This is a genomic window from Ensifer sp. GW823-FHT05D09, assembly GCF_058795755.1.
In genome coordinates this window covers 415,931-434,581 of record NZ_JBXAIA010000001.1, presented here as the reverse complement: position 1 = coordinate 434,581, position 18,651 = coordinate 415,931, and the positions used below count along the sequence as shown (strand labels likewise).

The 18,651-nt window shown below is 62.7% G+C and carries 20 protein-coding genes; 10 read left to right on the top strand and 10 right to left on the bottom strand.

Features of this window, described 5'->3' with window-relative positions:
• The first annotated feature begins 112 nt into the window (after positions 1-112).
• On the top strand, positions 113-1,738 hold the full coding sequence (gene pgi, locus AC1Q80_RS02160; RefSeq protein ID WP_492359518.1) for a glucose-6-phosphate isomerase: 1,626 nt from the start codon (positions 113-115) through the stop codon (positions 1,736-1,738).
• 39 nt (positions 1,739-1,777) lie between these two features.
• On the opposite strand, the gene AC1Q80_RS02155 is transcribed toward pgi, so the two are convergent.
• Positions 1,778-2,353: a hypothetical protein gene (locus AC1Q80_RS02155; RefSeq protein ID WP_492359517.1), complete on the bottom strand. Its 576-nt coding sequence runs from the start codon at positions 2,351-2,353 to the stop codon at positions 1,778-1,780.
• Positions 2,354-2,452: 99 nt separating this feature from the next.
• Here AC1Q80_RS02155 and AC1Q80_RS02150 point away from each other — a divergent pair, with 99 nt between their 5' ends.
• Positions 2,453-3,007 carry a DUF2975 domain-containing protein gene (locus AC1Q80_RS02150; protein ID WP_492359516.1) on the top strand — a complete coding sequence of 185 codons (555 nt, stop codon included), beginning with the start codon at positions 2,453-2,455 and terminating at the stop codon, positions 3,005-3,007.
• Positions 3,008-3,010: 3 nt separating this feature from the next.
• On the top strand, positions 3,011-3,226 hold the full coding sequence (locus tag AC1Q80_RS02145; protein WP_492359515.1) for a helix-turn-helix domain-containing protein: 216 nt from the start codon (positions 3,011-3,013) through the stop codon (positions 3,224-3,226).
• An 18-nt stretch (positions 3,227-3,244) separates the two neighbouring features.
• Here AC1Q80_RS02145 and AC1Q80_RS02140 read toward each other — a convergent pair whose 3' ends face one another.
• The 7 genes from AC1Q80_RS02140 to AC1Q80_RS02110 form a co-directional block, all read right to left on the bottom strand.
• Positions 3,245-4,171, bottom strand: coding sequence for a carbohydrate kinase family protein (locus tag AC1Q80_RS02140; RefSeq protein WP_492359514.1), 927 nt, complete (start codon positions 4,169-4,171; stop codon positions 3,245-3,247).
• Between the two features lie 88 nt (positions 4,172-4,259).
• Positions 4,260-4,952, bottom strand: a complete 693-nt coding sequence (locus AC1Q80_RS02135) for an orotate phosphoribosyltransferase (RefSeq protein ID WP_492359513.1) — start codon at positions 4,950-4,952, stop codon at positions 4,260-4,262.
• Positions 4,953-4,980: 28 nt separating this feature from the next.
• The gene (gene pyrC, locus AC1Q80_RS02130; RefSeq protein ID WP_492359512.1) at positions 4,981-6,018 is read right to left on the bottom strand and encodes a dihydroorotase; all 1,038 of its coding nucleotides are present in this window, start codon (positions 6,016-6,018) and stop codon (positions 4,981-4,983) included.
• A 200-nt stretch (positions 6,019-6,218) separates the two neighbouring features.
• Positions 6,219-6,839 carry a nucleoside triphosphate hydrolase gene (locus tag AC1Q80_RS02125; protein ID WP_492359511.1) on the bottom strand — a complete coding sequence of 207 codons (621 nt, stop codon included), beginning with the start codon at positions 6,837-6,839 and terminating at the stop codon, positions 6,219-6,221.
• Positions 6,836-7,618: an ATP-binding cassette domain-containing protein gene (locus tag AC1Q80_RS02120; RefSeq protein ID WP_492359510.1), complete on the bottom strand. Its 783-nt coding sequence runs from the start codon at positions 7,616-7,618 to the stop codon at positions 6,836-6,838. Before AC1Q80_RS02120 ends, AC1Q80_RS02125 begins: the two co-directional genes overlap by 4 nt.
• Complete coding sequence (locus tag AC1Q80_RS02115) at positions 7,618-8,703, bottom strand: ABC transporter permease (protein WP_173418877.1); 1,086 nt, start codon at positions 8,701-8,703, stop codon at positions 7,618-7,620. Before AC1Q80_RS02115 ends, AC1Q80_RS02120 begins: the two co-directional genes overlap by 1 nt.
• Before the next feature lie 303 nt (positions 8,704-9,006).
• Positions 9,007-10,032 carry a sugar ABC transporter substrate-binding protein gene (locus AC1Q80_RS02110; RefSeq protein ID WP_492359509.1) on the bottom strand — a complete coding sequence of 342 codons (1,026 nt, stop codon included), beginning with the start codon at positions 10,030-10,032 and terminating at the stop codon, positions 9,007-9,009.
• A 284-nt stretch (positions 10,033-10,316) separates the two neighbouring features.
• Here AC1Q80_RS02110 and AC1Q80_RS02105 point away from each other — a divergent pair, with 284 nt between their 5' ends.
• Both AC1Q80_RS02105 and AC1Q80_RS02100 read left to right on the top strand, forming a co-directional pair.
• Entirely contained in the window at positions 10,317-11,549 is a 1,233-nt protein-coding gene (locus tag AC1Q80_RS02105) for an ROK family transcriptional regulator (RefSeq protein ID WP_492359508.1), read from the top strand.
• On the top strand, positions 11,549-11,977 hold the full coding sequence (locus AC1Q80_RS02100; RefSeq protein ID WP_209787757.1) for an RbsD/FucU family protein: 429 nt from the start codon (positions 11,549-11,551) through the stop codon (positions 11,975-11,977). The genes AC1Q80_RS02105 and AC1Q80_RS02100 overlap by 1 nt, the downstream gene beginning before the upstream one ends.
• Before the next feature lie 67 nt (positions 11,978-12,044).
• On the opposite strand, the gene AC1Q80_RS02095 is transcribed toward AC1Q80_RS02100, so the two are convergent.
• Entirely contained in the window at positions 12,045-12,536 is a 492-nt protein-coding gene (locus tag AC1Q80_RS02095) for a DoxX family protein (protein WP_345791033.1), read from the bottom strand.
• A gap of 199 nt (positions 12,537-12,735) precedes the next feature.
• On the opposite strand from AC1Q80_RS02095, the gene AC1Q80_RS02090 reads away from it, so the two are divergent.
• Positions 12,736-13,440, top strand: coding sequence for a Crp/Fnr family transcriptional regulator (locus AC1Q80_RS02090; protein ID WP_173418872.1), 705 nt, complete (start codon positions 12,736-12,738; stop codon positions 13,438-13,440).
• A gap of 5 nt (positions 13,441-13,445) precedes the next feature.
• The gene (locus AC1Q80_RS02085) at positions 13,446-15,320 is read left to right on the top strand and encodes a CHASE2 domain-containing protein (protein WP_492359507.1); all 1,875 of its coding nucleotides are present in this window, start codon (positions 13,446-13,448) and stop codon (positions 15,318-15,320) included.
• A gap of 112 nt (positions 15,321-15,432) precedes the next feature.
• Here AC1Q80_RS02085 and AC1Q80_RS02080 read toward each other — a convergent pair whose 3' ends face one another.
• A complete protein-coding gene (locus AC1Q80_RS02080; protein ID WP_492359848.1) occupies positions 15,433-16,050 on the bottom strand; it encodes a FecR family protein in 618 nt (205 codons plus the stop codon).
• A 231-nt stretch (positions 16,051-16,281) separates the two neighbouring features.
• Between AC1Q80_RS02080 and AC1Q80_RS02075 the strand changes: the two genes are divergently transcribed.
• From AC1Q80_RS02075 to AC1Q80_RS02065, 3 genes are all read left to right on the top strand, one after another.
• On the top strand, positions 16,282-17,142 hold the full coding sequence (locus tag AC1Q80_RS02075; protein WP_173418870.1) for a tetratricopeptide repeat protein: 861 nt from the start codon (positions 16,282-16,284) through the stop codon (positions 17,140-17,142).
• Between the two features lie 278 nt (positions 17,143-17,420).
• Positions 17,421-18,227 (top strand): 2', 3'cyclic nucleotide phosphodiesterase SpdA, encoded by an 807-nt coding sequence (spdA, locus tag AC1Q80_RS02070; RefSeq protein ID WP_173418869.1) that lies wholly within the window; start codon positions 17,421-17,423, stop codon positions 18,225-18,227.
• 40 nt (positions 18,228-18,267) lie between these two features.
• Positions 18,268-18,582 carry a YkgJ family cysteine cluster protein gene (locus tag AC1Q80_RS02065; RefSeq protein WP_173418868.1) on the top strand — a complete coding sequence of 105 codons (315 nt, stop codon included), beginning with the start codon at positions 18,268-18,270 and terminating at the stop codon, positions 18,580-18,582.
• Positions 18,583-18,651: the final 69 nt, after the last annotated feature.

The following is an 18,651-nucleotide window of genomic DNA, read 5'->3' as shown; positions in this document are numbered from 1 at the left end:
AAACGATTTAAAAAATCCTGAAAACCGCCACTCCGGCGGTTTTGCGGGCTTGATTCGGACAATGCAAAGCGAATAGCTACGCAGGCGAATGTCCGACACAAGGAGCCCCGCGATGAAAGCGCTTGTCGATCAACTCAAAGCAACCGCCGCGCAGACCAATGCGACCGATATCCGCGCCGCCTTCGCGAGCGATGCCGAACGCTTCTCGCGCTTCAGCACCTCACTCGACGATCTGCTGCTCGACTATTCGAAATGCGCGGTGAACGAACAGGTACTCGACGGCCTCGAAGCGCTGGCGAAAGCCGCCAAGGTCGAAGAGAAGCGCGACGCGATGTTCCGAGGCGATATCATCAACATCACCGAAGAGCGCGCTGTGCTTCACACGGCGCTGCGCAACCGCGGCAATCACCCTGTGCTCGTCGACGGCAAGGACGTGATGCCCGACGTCAACGGCGTGCTCGAAACCATGGGCGCATTTGCCGACGGCATCCGTTCCGGCGCGCTCAAGGGGGCGACCGGCAAGAAGATTACTGACGTCGTCAATATCGGCATCGGCGGCTCCGACCTCGGACCTGTCATGGCGACGCTGGCGCTCGCACCCTTCCATGACGGCCCGCGCCTGCATTTCGTTTCCAACATCGATGGCGCGCATATCGCCGACACGCTGAAGCTCGTTGAACCGGAAACGACGCTCTTCATCATCGCCTCCAAGACGTTTACGACCATCGAAACGATGACCAATGCGGCAACGGCCCGCGCCTTCATCGCCGACAAGCTCGGCGAAGCAGCCGTCGGCCATCACTTCGCTGCCGTCTCGACGGCACTCGACAAGGTCGCGGCCTTCGGCATCGACCAGGCGCGCGTCTTCGGCTTCTGGGACTGGGTCGGTGGCCGCTATTCGATCTGGTCGGCGATCGGCCTGCCGCTGATGATTGCCATCGGCAAGGAGAATTTCGGCCGCTTCCTCGATGGCGGCCAAGCCATCGACGAGCATTTCCGCACCGCGCCGATCCGTGAGAACCTGCCGATGCTGCTCGGCCTCCTCGGCTTCTACAACCGCAACGTCCTCGGCTACCCCTCGCGCGCGATCCTGCCTTACGACCAGCGCCTGTCGCGCTTTCCGGCCTACCTGCAGCAGCTCGACATGGAATCGAACGGCAAGGCCGTCACGCTCGACAGCAAGCCGGTCGAATTTTCGACCGGCCCGGTCGTCTGGGGTGAGCCCGGCACCAATGGCCAGCACGCCTTCTACCAGCTGATCCACCAGGGCACGGATGTCATCCCGGCCGAGTTCATGATCGCCGCCAACGGTCACGAGAAGACCCTGCGCCACCAGCACGAGCTGCTGATCGCCAATTGCCTTGCGCAGTCCGAAGCCCTGATGAAGGGCCGCACGCTTGCCGAGGCGAAGGGGCAGCTGACCTCCAAGGGCATGGCGGACGCCAAGGCGGATAAGATTGCGCCGCATCGCGTCTTCGCCGGCAACCGCCCGTCGCTGACGCTGGTCTACGACCAGCTCGATCCCTTCGCGCTCGGTCGGCTGATCGCCCTTTACGAACACCGCGTCTTCGTCGAAGGCGCGCTGTTCAACATCAACTCCTTCGATCAGTGGGGCGTGGAGCTCGGCAAGGAACTGGCAACGGGTCTTCTGCCGGTGGTCGAAGGCAAGGTAAGTGCCGAAGGGCACGATTCGTCGACCGCGGGTCTCGTCGCCGTGCTGCTGAAGGCGGCACGCTGAAAAACCACGGCCAGGGTGCGCTCGGCGTAACCTGGCCGCCTAGGCCGCGCAGGTCGGCAATGCCCTGATACCGGCTTTGTGGAGCGTATCCATCAGATCCAGACCCGAGACGAGCTGGAAATAGCTTTCTTCGGCACGCGTGCGGATCCAGGCATCGACACTCACCTTCTGGCCAACGGGAAAGGCACCAGTCCAGCAACCGCCGGAAAAACCTACCGACAGGCTGCCGCGTCCCTTTTCCTCATTGCCTTTCGTCGCCGCGATCCTCTCCTGCATATCGCGCAGGCGCTCCGCATCGGCTGACGTCAAGGTCAGGACATAGAGCGTCTGGCCCTTCTGCATCCGCTCGGTAAGCGCTGGCGGACCCGCATTGCCGGACTGGATTTGCAGCGCAAAACGGCGTGCGTCGAGAGGAGCCCCATCCGCCTTCCACGAAATCCCGAGCGTCGCGTCACCCCGCCTGAGCGAAAGTGCTTCCGGCACCAAAAGTGCGACGCGCAGCTCTGCCGGATCGGATGTGAGCGGGTCGACATCAGAGAGTTTTTCAAACGCGCCGACATTGAGCGCCGCGCAGGCGGCAAGGACGTTGAGCGACAGGAAAAGGCATGGATTCATCAAAAAACGGAAAGTCATAGCCGCACCAAAATCACAATTGACGCGAATTAATTATCGTTTTACAATAAAAAAACAAGTGAGCCGATAAGGAATTTTTTAATGACCGGATCCCCCGAGAGATTGCGCAAGCTCAGCCGCATCATGAAACTGATGGTCGTTCTGTGCGGCGCTTTGTTCTGTTCGGCCGTCGTCTACGGGCACTGGCAGATCTTCTTCGATAGGGCCGGCTTCGAACAGGGCGTTCGCGATGTCATTTTCCCGAAGGTTACGGCCATCACGCTCTCCTATCGTGCGATCGCGACCGTCATGTTTCTCACCGCCTTGAACAATGCGCTTGCTATCGCTGGGCTCGCCTTTGCCTGGCAGTTGTTCGATGGTTTCGAGCGCGGTGAAATTCTCTCCAGCCGCAATGGGGTGCTCTTGAAACGGATCGGCATCATCACGATCATCGGCTCATTGTGCATGATCATCAGCAACGCAATCGGTATCATGGCCGTCACCTACGACAATCCAGCCGCGACCGGGCACTCCGTCTTCATCGACATCAATGGCGGAACGGTGATCATCATGCTGATGGCCGGATTGCTCCTTGTGCTGGGCCACGTCATGGTCATCGCATCAGGGATCGAAGCCGAGAACAGGAGCTTCGTCTAGAGTATGCCGATTGTCGTGAACCTCGACGTCATGCTGGCGAAACGCAAGGTGCGCTCGCGCGACCTGGCGGAGCAGGTCGGCATCACCGAGCAGAACATATCCCTTTTGAAATCCGGCAAGGTCAAGGGCGTGCGCTTCGACACGTTGGAGAAGATCTGCGCCGTTCTTGAGTGCCAGCCCGGCGACATTCTCGAATATCGCCCCGAAGAAAAGGATTGAGGTAAGTGCGGGCTCTTCTCAGAGCCCGATTTCGTGTTTCCAAGGCGGATTGGCGCCGGCGCGCGAAACGGTGACGGCGGCCGCCTTGGCGCCGAGAGCCAGGGCGTCGCGGACGGCGCTTTCGGAGAGATTGGCGACGGCATCCTTGGTCAGGAGGCCGCTCAGCTTCAGCGAGGCGAGCACGCCGGCATCGAAGGTATCGCCGGCACCGACGGTGTCGACGACCGTGACGCGCTCGCCGGCGACTTCGACCTTGTGGCGCGTCGTGTAACCGACGGCGCCGTCGGCGCCCTTGGTGATCAAAACCAGCTTCGGACCGCGCGTCAGCCATTCGGCAGCGAGATCGTCATGGCTGCCGCCCATGCCGAACCAGTCGAGATCCTCGTCGGAGAACTTGATGATGTCGGACATCGCCGCCATGCGGTTCATCCGGGCAAGATGGGCTTCCCGGTCCTTGATGAAACCCGGCCGGATGTTCGGATCGAAGGAAATCACCCGCTTTTCGTGTTCCCGCGTCATCAGCGCCTCGTAGGTCGAGCCGCAGGGCTCGGGGATCAGGCTGATCGCGCCGAAATGCAGCGCCTCGCAAAAGTCGCCGAGTGCGGGCAGATGATCTCTAGTGATCATGCGCCCGGCGGTGTTCTCGTCGAAGAAGGCATAGGTGGCATGACCGTTGACGAGCTTGACGAAAGCAAGCGTCGTGTGCAGCGACAGGGTCGCGCAGGGGCCGAAGTCGACATTCGCCGCCTTCAGCGTTTCGCGCAGGATATCGCCGAACATGTCGTCGGAAAGGCCGGTAAAGAAGCCGGTGGAAATGCCGAGCCGGCCGAGCGCGATTGCCGTGTTGAAAATCGCCCCGCCGGCATAAGGTGCGAACGCACTCTCGCCCGCGCCCGTATCCCGCGGCAGCATGTCGATCAGCGCTTCACCACAACATACGATCATCGGCTCTTCCTCCACGGTAGAATTTCAGTCTAAAAAACAGAACATCTGGAATTGTGAGGCCCCGGCATGACAGGGGCCTCACCAGACTTTATGCCAGAGCGCTGACGCCGCCGTTGCGGCCCGACCAGGCCAGCGGGTCATTCAGGAAGGCCTCGACTTCGCCCAGGGTCTTGTCGTCGAAAAGCGCCTGCTCGCGGGCAACAGCCAGCACGTTGCGCCATGTGGCGATCCAGTGCAGGTCGACGCCCTTGCTCTTCATCTCGCCGACAGCTTCCGGGAAGATGTCGTAGTAGAAGAGCGCGATGCCGTGGTCGACGATGCCACCGGCCGCACGGATGGCGTCGATGAACTTGAACATCGAGCCGCCTGCCGTCGTCAGGTCCTCGATGACGAGAACGCGGGCGCCTTCCGGCATGTGACCTTCGATCTGGGCGTTGCGGCCGTGGCCCTTCGGCGCCTTGCGCACATAGATCATCGGCAGGCCCAGGCGTTCGGCCAGCATGGCGGCAAAGGGAATGCCCGCCGTCTCGCCACCAGCCACGACATCGAACTGCTCGAAGCCCGCCTCGCGCAGAATCGATGCGGCAGCAAAATCCATCACCGCCGAGCGGATGCGCGGATAGGAAATCAGCTTGCGGCAGTCGATATAGACGGGGCTCGCCATGCCGGACGACAGCTTGTAGGGCTTGTCGGCGCTGAAATGCACCGCCTTGATCTCCCAGAGCATCTTTGCGACCAGCTCGGCCATCACGCCCTTGTCGGTGAACGCGTTGGAAAACATCAAACTCTCCTTCAAATACTTCAGGTGATCAGACGACGGCCCAGTGCAGCGGGAACATCGGATCAAAAACGGTGACGGGACCGGCGCCGGTCTCGATCTTGGCGGGATAGCTGACGGCGTCCGCCTGCTTCCTGAGGGTAATCGTCTCGTCATTGGCAGGCAGGCCGTACCAGGCCGGGCCGTTCAGCGAAGCGAAGGCTTCGAGTTTGTCGAGTGCTGCTTCCTCCTCGAACACATGGGCAAGGCAGCTCATGGTGTTTATCGAGGTGTAGATACCGGCGCAGCCGCAGGCGCATTCCTTCAGCGGATCCACATGCGGCGCCGAGTCGGTGCCGAGGAAGAAGCGGGCATCGCCCGAGGTCGCTGCCGCGCGCAAAGCCAGGCGATGGTTTTCGCGCTTGGCGACCGGCAGGCAGTAGTAATGCGGCTTGATGCCGCCGACCAGAATGGCGTTGCGGTTGATGATCAGGTGATGGGTGGTAATCGAGCCGGCGAGGTTGGCCTTCGACGCCTTGATGTAGTCGATCCCATCCTTGGTGGTGACGTGCTCCATCGTCACTTTCAGTTCCGGCAGGCGCGTACGCAACGGGTCGAGTACCGTTTCGATGAACACCGCCTCGCGGTCGAAGATGTCGACGTCCGATGCCGTGACTTCGCCATGGACGCAGAGCGGCAGGCCGATCTTCGCCATGCGCTCCAGCACCGGCATAGCCTCGTCGATGTTGCGAACGCCGCTGTGCGAATTGGTCGTGGCGCCTGCCGGGTAAAGCTTGACTGCCTTGACGAGGCCGCTCTTGTGGCCGGCCTCGACATCGTCGGGGTTGGTCCCCGCCGTGAGGTAAAGGGTCATCAACGGCTCGAAGCGGTCGCCGGCCGGAATGGCGGCGACGATCCGCTCGCGATAGGCCGCGGCATCGGCCGATGTGATGACCGGCGGCACGAGATTGGGCATGATGATCGCGCGGGCGAAATGGCGGCTGGTATCGGCAATGACACCTTTCAGCATGTCGCCGTCGCGCAGGTGAAGGTGCCAATCATCCGGCCGGCGGATAACGAGGTCTTGCATGGTCAGCGTTCTCCTAACTCAGAGCAGGATGGCGGAAACCGCTTGCGCTCTTCCTCATCAAGCCCTCGTGCTCGCGCCCGATCCGCGCGCGCGGCTTTGCGAGCCGGCAGGTGCGGGTGGGGGGCGGTTACTCATGTGGTGAAACCGCGTCTCGATATCACCAATGCGCCCGCAAACACAATCGGCAATCCGGACATCGCTCAGAAATCCGCAAGCACGAGATCGGCCGGCCGCTGATGACCGACAACGCGATGGGCGTTCGGGATGTCGTTGCCGAGTGCCTTCCGGCGCGCCGCTTCCTCGTCATAGCCATGATCCCGCCAGCGCTTCAGCAAGCGCCGCTCGAGTTCCTCGATGCCGGGATTGATGAAAATGGAGACGTCGAAGGCGCCGTCGAGTTTCGTCCATGGCGCCTCGTCGAGCAGCAGATAATTGCCCTCGACGAGAATGAGGCGGGTATCGGCCGCCACCACCCGGGCCGAGGCGATCGCCAGTTCGCGCGAGCGGTCGAAGACCGGCACCAACACCTCGCCGTCATTGGCCCTGACGGCCGCAATCGTCGCCAGAAACGACCTGACGTCGAAGGTTTCGGGCGCGCCCTTGCGGGCAAGCAGGCCCTTCTCTTCCAGCACGGCATTGTCCATGTGAAAGCCGTCCATCGGCAGCACTGTCGCCTTTTCTCCCGCAGCCACCAGCGCTTCGGCAAGCGCATCGGACAAGGTCGATTTTCCGGCACCGGGCGGGCCGGCGATCGCCACGATGAAACGGGCAGCACCTGCCGCCCGTTCCAGAAGCTGGTCAACCAACGGCGCAACTGTCATGCGGCGAGCGCCTCGCGCGGTGGCTCCTTAGCGCCAGTCATGAAGGCGACAGCATCCGACATCGAATGCTCCTTCGGATTGATGACGCAGAGGCGTTTGCCAAGCCTGTGGATGTGGATGCGGTCGGCGACCTCGAACACATGCGGCATGTTGTGCGAGATCAGCACGATCGGCAGGCCGCGCGAGCGCACGTCGAGGATCAGTTCCAGCACGCGCCGGCTTTCCTTGACGCCGAGCGCTGCCGTCGGCTCGTCCATGATCACCACCTTGGAGCCGAAGGCCGCAGCACGCGCCACGGCCACGCCCTGGCGCTGGCCGCCCGAGAGGGTTTCCACCGCCTGGTTGATGTTCTGGATCGTCATCAGGCCAAGCTCGGAGAGCTTTGCCCGCGCCCGCTTCTCCATCTCCGCCCGGTCGAGCGTGCGGAACAGCTTACCCATGATGCCGGGTTTGCGGATCTCGCGACCGAGGAACATGTTGTCGGCGATCGACAGCGCCGGCGATAGCGCCAGGTTCTGGTAAACCGTTTCGATGCCGGCGGAGCGCGCCTCCATCGGTGAGCGGAAGTTGATCAGCTGGCCTTCGAGCCGGATCTCGCCCTCATCGGGCGTGATGGCGCCCGAGATCGCTTTGATCATCGAGGACTTGCCGGCGCCGTTGTCGCCGATGACGGCAAGAATTTCGCCCGGGTAGAGGTCGAAATCGGCATGGTCGAGAGCCGTAACCCGGCCATAGCGCTTGACCAGGCCGCGTGCGGTGAGAAGGGGTTCCTGAGCCATCAGCCTGCTACCTTTCTGATCCACTGGTCGATTGCAACGGCGGTAATGATCAAGACGCCGGTCAAGAAGACTTTCCATTGCGGATCGGCGCCCAGCATGTTGAGGCCCATCGAGACCACGCCGACGATCATCGCGCCGATCAGGGTTCCAAGGATCGACCCACGTCCGCCGAAGAGCGAGATGCCGCCGATCACGGCCGCGGTGATGGCCTGCAAATTGTAGTCGGTGACCGCTGCCGACGGCGAGATCGAGCCGTTGCGGCCGATCGAGACCCAGGCGGCAAGTGCTGCAATCAGGCCGGCGAGCGTATAGGCGCTGAGCAGCACGCGACTGGTGCGGATACCGGAAAGCTTGGCCGCTTCCGGGTCGTCGCCGACCGCATAGAGATGCCGCCCCCAAGCGGTGTGATTGAGCGCGTACCAGAGGCCGAGAACCAGGACGACCATCATGACCACGCCGAGGGTGAAGACGGCGGAGCCGATCTTGAAGCTGACGCCGAAGACGTGAAGCATCTGGGTGACAGCCGTCACGTCGGCCTCGCGGATCGTCGCATTGGCCGAATAGATGAAGTTCGTCGCCATGATGATGTACCAGGTGCCGAGCGTCACGATGAACGGCGGAAGCTTGACCCTGGAAACGAGGAAACCGTTGAGGAAGCCGCAGGCACCGCCAACGAGGAATCCGAGAAAGATCGCGATCGGCGCCGGAAGGCCGTAGGTCACGGCGCTGTTGCCCATGATGACAGCGGAAAGCACCATGATCACGCCGATCGAAAGGTCGATGCCGGCCGTCAGGATGACCAATGTCTGCGCAGCCCCAAGGATGCCGACAATGGCGATCTGCTGCAAAATCAGCGTCAGCGTATAGGACGAGAAGAACTTTCCGCCGATCGCCAGACCGAAGATTAGGATCGCTGCAACGAGCACGATGAACGGCACGGCCGCCGGCGTCGAATGCAGGAAATGCTGGATCCTCTGGATCGGCGTCTTGTCATGCGTGTCGAACGACGCGACCTGCGTCGAACTGTTGACCAGGACTTTTTCGAATTCCTGGGATGGCTGTGCGGCTGCGTTGGGCTCGCCCATGGACCTTCCTCCGGTGAACCCCACTCCCAAGGGGTTGCGATGCAATCTGGTGCACAGCCCGCCCACCAGTGGCGGGCATCAGCACTCACTCTAGAGCACCCTGTCTTCAAGTGGAATCACGTGAGGGCAGAAAGGTGCTCCAGAACTAAAGTGCAAGAGCGTCCTTTGTGCGTTCATAGGAACGCACGGCGCTCTAGAAGCTGCGCGGTTTTCGCCGCCTTGTCAAAGACATCGGCGCTTATGCGAAGGGCGGCCGGGGCCGCCCTTCCGTTGTTCAGCCATGCGTTCTAAGAGTTGAGGCGATTAGCCCCAGCACTTGTCCGTGCCGACCTTGGTGTCGATCGATTCGACGCCGGCAGCCGGCTTGTCGGTGACCAGCGAAACGCCGGTGTCGAAGAAGTCCTTGCCTTCGGTCGGCTTCGGCTTTTCGCCGGTGTCGGCAAACTTCTTGATCGCCTCGATGCCAAGCGCTGCCATCATCAGCGGATACTGCTGCGAGGTCGCGCCGATGACGCCTTCTGCGACCGACCTGACGCCGGGGCAACCGCCGTCGACCGACACGATCAGCACGTCCTTCTCCTTGCCGACGGCTTTCAGCGCCTGATAGGCGCCGACGGCTGCCGGCTCGTTGATGGTGTGGATCACGTTGATATCAGGGTCTTTCTGCAGAAGGTTTTCCATCGCCTTACGGCCACCTTCTTCGTTGCCGTTGGTGACGTCGTGGCCGACGATGCGGGCATCGTCTTCATCGCCGATCTTGGCCGGGTCCTTCGGGTCGATGCCGAAGCCGATCATGAAGCCCTGGTCGCGCAGGACGTCGACGGTCGGCTGCGACGGCGTCAGATCGAGGAAGCCGACCTTGGCGGTCTTGGCGCCCTCGCCCATCGTGGCGGCGGCCCACTGGCCGATCAGCTTGCCGGCAAGCAGGTTGTCGGTGGCGAAGGTCGCGTCGGCAGCGGTTGCCGGATCAAGCGGCGTGTCGAGCGCGATGACCAGAAGACCGGCTTCCTGCGCCTTCTTCACCTGATCGACGATCGCCTTGGTGTCGGAAGCGGCGATCAGGATACCCTTGGCGCCATCGGCGATGCAGGATTCGATTGCAGCCACCTGGCTGTCATGGTCGCCGTCGATCTTGCCGGCGTAGGACTTCAGCGTGACGCCGAGTTCCTGGGCCTTGGCGGCAGCGCCTTCCTTCATCTTGACGAAGAAGGGATTGGTATCTGTCTTGGTAATCAGGCAGGCGCTGACATCGGCGGCCTGTGCCGGGGCGGCGAAAACGACGCCGAGCGACAGCACGCCGAACGCGGCGGAGAGAACAGTCTTCTTCATGTAATCCTCCCAAGGATGAAAAACGCGCCGGCGGACCGGCAGGGGCCTCGCCGCCGCAGCATTTCTCCTCCGCTGCAACAGGCGCTTCCGGATCAAAAACAAACACTAAATTTCGAGGGTGTCAATAAATAAATCAAATTGAATTATTATTTCGATGTGTCATTCTTGGGATAACGCCGGTCCGGAGCCATCCGGGCCGACACGCAAATTGACAGGCCCGCCCAGAGCGGAAACAACAGACCCGCGCCAAGCGGGCACTAATGCCAACGGGAGGAGACGGTGGCATGTCATTGACAGACGGCCCCGACAGGGGACCGATGCAACCTGAAGTGATCGACCCCAGCGGCGGGGCGAACCAGACACGCGTGCGCGCCTATAACGAACGGCTGGTGATGTCGCTGGTGCGTCGTCACGGCGAGCTCTCGAAGGCAGACATCGCCCGGCGCTCCGGCCTTTCGGCGCAGACGGTCTCCGTAATCATGCGCGCCCTCGAAAGCGATGGCTTGCTGGTGCGCGGCGAACCGGTGCGCGGCCGCGTCGGCCAGCCCTCGACGCCGATGCGGCTCAACCCGGATGCGGTTTTCTCCTTCGGCGTGAAGATCGGCCGGCGCAGTGCGGACCTGGTGCTGATGGATTTCGTCGGCAACATCCGCCTGCACCTGCACCAGATCCACGCCTATCCCCTGCCCGGCGACCTCGTCGACTTCATCATCGGCGGCATCGAGAAGCTCGAGCAGCAACTGAGGCCGGACGAGCGCAAGCGGATCGCCGGCATCGGCATCGCCACACCTTTCGAGCTCTGGAACTGGGCGGAAGAAGTGGGCGCACCGCGGGAACAGATGAACCGGTGGCGCGATATCGACCTGCAGGCGATCGTTGCGCAACGCACCCGTCACCCGGTGTTTCTGCAGAATGACGGAACCAGCGCCTGCGGCGCCGAACTCGCCTTCGGCGTCGGCGCCAGCTATCCCGACTTCGTCTATTTCTACATCGGCTCGTTCATCGGCGGCGGCGTCGTCATCAATTCCGCGCTGTTTTCCGGCCGGACAGGCGCCGCCGGTGCCGTCGGTCCGCTGCCGGTGTCGGGCAAAGACGGCAAGACCGTCCAGCTCCTGAAGATCGCTTCGGTGTTCGTGCTCGAAAACCTCTTGCGCGATCGCGGCATCGACCCAAAGCCGCTCTGGTACTCCGCCGACGACTGGATCGATTTCGGCGAACCGCTGACCGTGTGGATCGACGACAGCGCCGCGGCCCTTGCCCAGGCCGTCGTCTCCGCCGTCTCGATCGTCGATTTCTCCGCCGTCGTCATCGACGGCGGTTTCCCGCCCTGGGTGCGCGCGCGATTGCTGACCGCGACGCGCAAGGCTCTGCACGAGCTCGATCTTCAGGGCGTGACCATTCCCGAACTGGTCGAGGGTTTGGTCGGCAGCCATGCGCGCGCCATCGGCGGCGCCAGCCTGCCGTTGTTCTCCCGCTACCTGCTCGACACCAATGTCCTCTTCAAGGAGCTCAGCTGATGCTGAAAGGCATAGACCCGATCCTCAGCCCCGAATTGCTGGCGACGCTTCGAGCCATGGGCCACGGCGACGAGATCGCGCTGGTCGATGGCAATTATCCCGGCCAGGAACATGCCCGCCGGCTGGTTCGGCTGGACGGCCACGGGCTGATCCCGGTGCTCGACGCCATTTTGAGCGTCATGCCGATCGACGATTTCGTGCCGGCCGCGATTTTCCGTGCCACGGTCAAGCACGACCGGGACGCGCTCGATCCGGTGCACCGGGAGATCATCGATTGCTGCGGCAAGCATGAACCCGCACGAACGGTTGTTCCCCTGCTCGGCCCCGAATTCTATCCCCGGGTGCAGGCAGCTCACACGGTGGTGCAGACCAGCGAGCCGCGGCTTTACGGCAATGTCATCCTGCGCAAGGGCGTGATCTATCCGTAACTTCGCAAGACGAACAAAAAACCCGCCGGCGGAACCGGCGGGTTTTTTGTTTGAAGTCTGAAATGTCTCAGGCGCGACGTGCGTCGATCGACAGTGCGCCCGGGCCGAAGGCTGCAAGCACCAGGAAACCACCGGCGACCGAGATGTTCTTCATCATCATCAGGCCGTTGAAGACGGTCAGCAGACCGTTTGCTTCCGGGGGGAAGGTCGGGATGTTGATCGCACCGCTGTGGAAGACGAAAGCGGTGACAAGCGTGAACGCCGCCAGCAGGTAAGCCGCGATCTTGGTCTGGAAGCCGACAAGAACGGCGAGACCCGCAACCAATTCGAAGATACCGGCGAGATAGGCGAGCACTGTCGGCGCAGGCCAGCCGGCATTGGCGATCATTCCGGCGGTGCCGGCGGGATCTGTCAGTTTGCCGAAACCGGCGGTGATGAACATGATCGAAAGAAGAATGCGCCCGATGAGGACGACGACATTCTGAGACATGCGAGGCTCCTGTGAGAAACGAGTGTTGGCAGCAGAAGTATCAGCATTTTCAAATTCATCTAGCCGCACGACCGGCGACAGATCGTTCACAACCTAGAGACAACCGGGAATTATCGTCAACCGACATTTGCGTCGCGCTACGATCTGTGCAGTCCTTTTCGCCGCCAGGGACACTGGTCAGGCCCGGAACGTTCTTTTCTGTTGCAAGGACGGGTCGTGTGGGCGAAGAATTTCAGGCGCGGCAGGGGACGCCGCTCGGGGGCATCTCATGAACGAAATCAACAGGAGCCCGGCCTTCTGGCGCTCATTCGCGATCTTCGAAGGGTTCGACAAGAAGTCCATCGAGGATCTTGCCGAGATCGCCACCTATCGCAAGTGGCCGGCGGGCACGGTGATCTTCCAGCGCGGCGACGAAGGCAACTATATGATCGTTGTCGTATCGGGCCGCATCAAGCTGTCGCTGATCACGCCTCAGGGCCGCGAACTGATGCTGCGCCAGCACGAAGCCGGAGCGATCTTCGGCGAGATGGCGGTGCTCGACGGCCAGACGCGGTCGGCCGATGCCACGGCGCAAACGGCTGCGGAAGGCTATGTGATCGGCAAGAAGGCGTTTCTCGACATGGTGACCACCCGGCCGGCCGCAGCCGAATCCGTCGTCCGCTTTCTCTGCGCCCAGCTGCGCGACACCACCGAGCGGCTGGAAACCATCGCGCTCTACGACCTCAATGCCCGCGTCGCCCGGTTCTTCCTGGCCACGCTCCGGCAGATCCACGGCAACGAACTTCCCGAAAGCGCCAACCTCAGGCTGACCATGAGCCAGACGGATATCGCCGGCGTGCTTGGCGCCAGCCGGCCCAAGGTCAACCGGGCCATCCTGTGGCTCGAGGAAAGCGGCGCGATCAAACGGATGGATGGCATCATCGCCTGCAAGGTCGGCAAGCTCTTGAGCATCGCCGATCCGGAAGAGGATTAGGCGACATGACCGCTCAATCTCGCCGGCGCTTTCGCTTCACACCGCTCGCCGGCGGGATCCTGACGAGCCTGGTCGTCGCACTGGCACTCTATTTCTATGCGGAACCGGTATTCGAAACGCAGCGGGAACTGTTCTTCGACAGCCTCACCCAATGGGTGCCCTCACCCCAGTCGCCTGACATCGTCGTCGTCGACATTGACCGCGCAGCCTATCAAAGCAGGCCGGGCGGCGATTGGGACAGGGCGGCAACGGCCGAGCTTCTGTCCGCACTGTCCGACGCCGGCGCCAAGGTCGTCGCCGTCGACTTCGTCTTCAGTTCCGATTGCGCGGCAGACTTGCCGGGCCACGGGCCGCTTTCGCAAGCGCTTTCGAAGGTACCCGTCGTCCTCGGCTTTCTCATTGCCGACACGCTGCAGGAGCGCCCGCGCCCCGTTCCGCCACTGGCGTTGAGCCGCCCTTTCGCAGCCCCCGAACTCTGGTTCCTTGACGGCGCGGAGACCTCCTGTCCCGGCTTCATGGACCGTGCCAAGGCGGCCGCCGCATCGTTTCTGGTCGGCGATGAAGACGCCCGCATCCGGCGAGTGCAAGCGTTCGCAGTCCTGGGCGAGGAAGCCTTTCCAACGCTTGGCATCGAAGCGACCCGGCTGATGGTCGGCGCCGGAACGCCGATCCTGGGCGGCGACCCGGCCTGGCTGCGCCTCGACCATCAAGTGGTGACACTCGACGATACCGGTAGCCTGCGCTTCGTGGCGAGCGATCCCGAGAGGATTGCCGCGCGGACGATTTCCGCGGCCGACATCCTGGCAAGGACGGCAGGCAAGGACAGGCTTTCGGGAAAACTCGTCTTTGTCGGCAGCAGCCTGCCCAATCTCGGCGGCCTCAGGCCCAGCGCCTCGATGCCCCTCGAGCCCTCGGTGCAGATCCACGCCGATATTGCCAACGCCATCGCCACCGGCTTCATTCCACGGCGCGACGCACGGCTCCCCGTCATCGAAGCCCTGTTCTCGCTTGCCGCCGGAATTGCATCCGCCTACGGCGCGGCAAGGCTCAGACCGATGACCTCGGCAGCGCTCGGCATCATCGCGGTTGCCGCGGTCGTCGCGGCAACGATGGCCATCTACCGGACCAGCGGCTGGCTGGTGGATGCCGTCAGCATTTCCGCCGCACTTGCCGCGGTGCTGGCGGTGACGAGCACGCTGCAATTTGCCCATATTCGGCGGGCGGAGGCGACGGCGCGGGAGAAATTCTCGCAATATCTGCCGCAATCCGTCGTCGCGCGCTACATCGACAATCCGGGTGCTGCGCGGGTTGCGGGCGAGGAACGGGCGGTGACAGCGCTCTTCACCGACATCGAGAGCTTTTCGACGCTGTCGCAGAAGCTCGGTCCGCGCGACCTGATCGCCTTGCTCGACATCTATTTCACCGAGGTCAACGGACTGGTGGCGCACTATGGCGGCATGGTCGACAAGGTGGTCGGCGATGCCGTGCACGCCTTCTTCAACGCGCCGGAGGATCTCGCCGATCATGTCGACAAGGCGATCGAATGCGCCAAGGCGATCCACGCGCTGACCGAGGAAATGCGGCGGCGGCCGCAGTTTGCCATGAGGGATTTCGGCCGCACGCGCATCGGCATCGAGACAGGCCAGGCGGTCGTTGGCGAAGTCGGCGCCGGTGGCAAGCTCGACTACACCGCCCATGGAGACGCCATCAACCTTGCGGCGCGACTGCAGGAGGCCAACAAGTTTCTGGGCACGGCCATCTGCGTCGGCCCGGCGGCCGCGGCGCAAAGCAAGCAGCACCTTCGCTCGCTCGGCAGCCATGAGATCCGCGGCTTTGCCCCGATGGAGCTCTTCACCGTCGCCGATCCCGAACAGGTCTAGCGTGCCAGTCGCCGCGCAAGGGGCAGGAAATCTGACGGAAGACAGAGGGCAGATTTAGAGCGTCGTGGCGTTGCCGCCTCGCCGCATTCCGCTTGCGGTGCCTGACGAACTGCTACAGCCCGACGCTGGCATAGGCTTCGCGGATCCGCGCCTGTCCCCAGTTGACCGGGGCGCTGGGCGCGTCGCCTCGCTGTTTGAACTCGACGCCCTGCCCGGCGGCGACAATCTGCGTGACACCGCCCGCCGCAACCGCGACGCTGCCGTGCTCGACGAAAACGGCAAAGGCGACCTTGCTCGGGCCGCAGAAGAACTTGGTGCCGCGAACGCCGATCATGCCGAAGGCGGTCCTGACGGCAACATCGACCTTGGGCAGCCCCTCGGGGCGATCGAACACCATTCGGCCGGTGCCGAGTTCCAGTGTCCCGCCCTGGCCGGCGATAAAACGATCGATCAGCAGATCGGTCTCAGCACCCAGCAGAACGCGGGTGTCGGCACCCAGCGCCAGAGTGGCGAAACTCTCGGCCTGCGTGCGGACATGGTCGTTGTCGAAAAGCTGTGCTCCGACGGCCAGAGCGTCTTCCTGCTCTGCCTGCCGGCGACGAACATCGCCACGGATTTCCGTCGCGTTGCCGATCACGGGGCTCGCCCTCGTCGTTGCGACGCCGCCGCCCAAGGCGGCCAGCAACAGGCCGCCAACCACGACGCGCCTCTTCACCAGCACCTGCCGCATCGGCTCCCGGTCCTTCATGGTCCACCTTCCTTTTCGATGTGGTCGTGCCTTCGAGCGTCAGACTATCCCAGAGGATATCCCCGATATCAGGGGAAACAAGCCGCAGCCGTTTGGTGGTCTGCCCGACAGTGTCCGTCATTTCGCCAGAGCCCTCACAATCCGGCTGTTCCCGCCGGAACAGGCAGGTGGAACCCGTCGCGCTAGTTTCACCTCACGAGACGGGAGAGCATCATGGAAAACCAGCGCAAAACAGGCATTCGCATCGTCAACGCCGTGCTTCTTGCCATTGTCAGCGTCGTGGCACTGGCAGCGATCGCGCTCCCCTCTGCGCGTGCGGCCGATCTCTCGGCCGCCGACATCTGCGACCGTGAAGCGGGCAGCATCTTCGACCTGCAGCGCAATCAGGCCTACCCGGCCGTTGCCACCGAAGACCTGAAGATCGGTATCGCCCTTTCGGCCTGCCGCGAGGCCTATAACCAGCATGCCGGTGGCCGCACCGCGTTCCAGCTGGCGCGCGTTCTCGACAAGGCCGGTCAGAAGACCCAGTCGCACCATATTCTCGGCGAAGCGGCAGACCATGGTCATGCGCTGGCCATGACCAACTATGCGGTGCTTGTCGGCGAACAGGGCGATACCAAAACCGAATTCGCGCTCAACCAGAAGGCCGCGGCTGCCGGCAACATCCTGGCCGCCTACAATCTCGGCGTCGCCTATCGCGACGGCATGGGCACCGCGGCAAACGGCAGACTTGCGATCGAATGGTTCGAGCGGGCGACACTTGCAGGCGATGGCGTCGCGGCGTTCAACCTCGCGGTGATCCTGGATGAAGGCAAGCTGGTACCAGAAGACAATACCAAGGCGGCCCGGTTCTATCGTCTCGCCGTCGAGCGCGGCAATGTCGACGCCATGGTCAACCTCGGCCTGATGCTGGAAACCGGCGAAGGTGTTGTAAGGGATCTGCCCGCAGCCCGCGCCGTCTTCCGCAAGGCGGCAGCCGAAGGCGACGCCTATGCGGAGCGCAAGGTCGCCGAACTGAGTGGCGCCAGCGATTTCGAGACGGCCATGCTCGACAAGACGAGCCGCATCAAGTGATGTTTGCGGGGCGACCTGCAAGGGTCGGCCCGCAAAGCCTACTGCCCGCAAGCGCTCTTGGGTGCCTCCCCCTGAAAATCCTGCCTCGCCTACGAAAATGCGCGAATTTTGCGGGTCCGTATCGCGCTATGTCGGCCGGCTGGCGAGCAAATGCTCTCCGTTCAGCGGCCATCGGCCAGCGATGAGCGTCCAGCAAATCCGACCCAAAGATGCAGCTTGACGGCCAGCCGGGCGCACGACAGCTTGGACGGGAAGACACCCCCGCCCCTGGAAATGCGATGACGAAGCTGATTATCTTTACCGATCTGCACATGGTGCCAGAAGGCACGACCATCATCGGCATCGACCCCTATCAACGACTGGCCAACGGTATCGCCCATGTGAACCGCTACCATGGGGATGCCGATCGGGTGATCTTCACCGGCGACCTCGCCCACCACGGCGATCGTGTTTCCTACGAGCGATTGAAGACCCTTGTCGATCAATTGGGCCCACCCGCGGCGATCATGGTCGGCAACCACGACCGGCGCGATGTGTTCCTGGACGTCTTTACCGACGCTGTGACGGACGACGATGGCTTCGTGCAACAGGTGATCGACTTTGACGACTGCCGGGCGATCCTGCTCGACACGCTGTTTGCGCCGCCCTACGACTACCCCAACAGCCATGCCGGCCTGTTGTGCCAGAAGCGCCTTGCCTGGCTCGACCGGCAATTGGCTGATGCCGGCGACAGGCCAGTGCTGATCTTCATGCATCATCCGCCACATGCGACCGGCTTTACCGGCATGGACATGATCCGCCTGGTCAACGAGGTGGAATTCTATGCGCTGGCGAAGAAGCACGGCAACGTGCGCCACATCTTCGCCGGCCACGTGCATCGCACGATCGGTGGCTCTTGCCGCGGCATACCCTTCTCCGTTTTCAAGAGCCCTGTGCACCAGCAGCCGATGCCGTTCGATGCGCCGGATCCCTCGCTCTCGGTCGATGAACCCGCCGCGTACGGCATTGCCGTGGTGACGAGGGACGGCGTGCTGGTTCACACCGAAGATTATGAAATCGCCTGCAGGGACGCCGCCATCGCCTGAGGGGCATTTCGGCCAGCCGGCCTTCATGCTAGGTTGGCCCATGACCCAATTGACCGCGACCGATGAAACCCTCGACTGTCAGAGCTGCGGCGCCTGTTGCGCCTATTCCTCCGACTGGCCGCGTTTCTCGATGGAGACGGATGAGGAACTCGATCTGATACCGGAGGAATATGTCGCCGCCGATCTCGGCGGCATGCGCTGCGAGGACGACCGTTGCACAGCGCTCGGCGGCAAGCTCGGCGTTCACGTCGCCTGCAAGATCTACGCGGTGAGGCCGATCGTCTGTCGCACCTGCATGCCCGGTGACGACGAGTGTCTGATGGCGCGTGAACGGCACTTCGGGAAAGCCGCCTAAGACTTCGTATCATCCGGCACCCGAGCGGACATTCCGCATTCCCATCGGTTTTGGGACACGCGACTAGTG